This window comes from Burkholderia sp. E168m23 (assembly GCF_016586125.1).
Taxonomy (GTDB): Bacteria; Pseudomonadota; Gammaproteobacteria; order Burkholderiales; family Burkholderiaceae; genus Burkholderia; species Burkholderia orbicola.
Genome location: NZ_BCPP01001120.1, coordinates 1 through 2,090 on the forward strand (window position 1 = coordinate 1; position 2,090 = coordinate 2,090).

At 67.6% G+C, this 2,090-nt stretch carries 2 protein-coding genes; one reads left to right on the top strand and one right to left on the bottom strand.

From position 1 onward, the window contains the following. The coding region (locus tag JMF90_RS34740; protein ID WP_201326132.1) for an electron transfer flavoprotein-ubiquinone oxidoreductase at window positions 1-874 on the top strand (874 nt) is incomplete at its 5' end. A 148-nt stretch (window positions 875-1,022) separates the two neighbouring features. Here the strand turns inward: JMF90_RS34740 and aroC are convergent. Continuing rightward, on the bottom strand, window positions 1,023-2,090 hold a 1,068-nt coding region (gene aroC, locus JMF90_RS34745), incomplete at its 5' end, for a chorismate synthase (protein WP_201326133.1).

A 2,090-nucleotide genomic window follows, 5' to 3' on the forward strand; every position in this document is an offset into this window, starting at 1 on the left:
CGTGGTCGGCTTCGTGGTGGGCCTGGGCTATACGAACCCGTACCTGTCACCGTTCGAGGAATTCCAGCGCTACAAGACGCATCCGTCGATCCGCGCGTTCCTCGAAGGCGGCAAGCGCGTGTCGTACGGCGCGCGCGCGATCACGGCCGGCGGCCTGCTGTCGCTGCCGAAGACGGTGTTCCCGGGCGGCGCGCTGATCGGCGACGACGCGGGCTTCCTGAACGCGTCGCGGATCAAGGGCAGCCACGCGGCGATCAAGACCGGCATGCTGGCCGCCGACGCCGCATTCGACGCGGTGCAGGCCGGCCGCCAGTCGGATGAACTCAATGCGTACCCGGATGCGTTCAAGCAATCGTGGCTGTACACGGAGCTGTACCGCGCGCGCAACTTCAAGCAGTGGATGGCCAAGGGCCTTTACCTCGGCACACTGATGGTGGGGCTCGAGCAGAAGGTGATGGGCGGCAACGTGCCGTGGACGCTGCATCACCAGCACGCGGACCACGAGATGCTGAAGCCGGCGTCGCAGTGCGAGCCGATCGCGTATCCGAAGCCGGACGGCAAGCTGACGTTCGACCGGCTGTCGTCGGTGTTCATCTCGAACACGAACCACGAGGAGAACCAGCCGGCGCACCTGACGCTGAAGGACGCGAGCGTGCCGGTGAACGTGAACCTGCGCACGTACGCGGGGCCGGAGGCGCGCTTCTGCCCGGCGGCAGTGTACGAGTTCGTGAAGAACGACGACGGCGGCGAGCGCCTCGTGATCAACGCGCAGAACTGCGTGCACTGCAAGACCTGCGACATCAAGGACCCGACGCAGAACATCGTGTGGGTCACGCCCGAAGGCGGCGGCGGGCCGAATTATCCGAACATGTAACCTGCCGGAACGCGCCGCCACGAGCGGCGCGTTTTGCGTCGGTCACTGCGAACCGCCATAAACGAAGCGGGGCGCTGCATCACGCAGCGCCCCGCTTGCATTCATCGCTCCACTGCCGAGGCGACACAGGGCGCCCCGCCCGCCTCTATCAGGTCGCGCTGCCGGCGATCTTCGGCGTCGACGTCTCGACGTCGCCGCACTGCGCGCGATGGCGCAGCGCATGATCGATCAGCACCAGCGCGAGCATCGATTCGGCGATCGGCGTCGCACGAATGCCGACGCACGGATCGTGGCGACCGAAGGTTTCGACCGTCGCCTCGTCGCCGCTCTTCGTGATCGAGCGGCGCGGCGTGCGGATGCTCGACGTCGGCTTGATCGCGATCGACACGGTGATGTCCTGCCCCGTCGAAATCCCGCCGAGCACGCCGCCCGCGTGGTTGCCGACGAAGCCGGCCGGCGTCAGTTCGTCGCCATGCACCGAGCCGCGCTGCGCGACGCTGTCGAAGCCCGCGCCGATCTCGACGCCCTTCACCGCGTTGATGCTCATCATCGCCTTCGCGATATCGGCATCGAGCCGGTCGAATACCGGTTCGCCCCAGCCGACCGGCACGCCCGATGCGACGACGTCGATGCGCGCGCCGATCGAATCGCCATCCTTGCGCAGCGCATCCATGTACGCTTCGAGCTCCGGCACGACCGCCGCGTTCGGCGAGAAGAACGGGTTCTCGTGCACGTGCGACCAGTCGACGAACGGCACGTCGATTTCGCCGAGGCCGCTCATGTAGCCGCGCACCTCGACCCCGAAGCGCTCGCGCAGCCACTTCTTCGCGACCGCGCCGGCGCCGACGATCGGCGCGGTCAGGCGCGCGGACGAGCGACCGCCGCCGCGGTAGTCGCGGATGCCGTATTTCTGCCAGTAGGTGTAGTCGGCGTGGCCGGGACGGAACGTCTCGACGATGTTGCCGTAGTCCTTGCTGCGCTGGTCGGTGTTGCGGATCAGCAGCGCGATCGGCGTGCCGGTCGTCACGCCTTCGAACACGCCCGACAGGATCTCGACCTCGTCGGCCTCCTGCCGTTGCGTCACGTGCCGCGACGTGCCCGGCTTGCGGCGATCGAGTTCGATCTGGATATCGGCTTCGGTCAGCCCCATCCCCGGCGGGCAGCCGTCGATCACGCAGCCGATCGCGGGACCGTGCGATTCGCCGAAGGTCGTGAC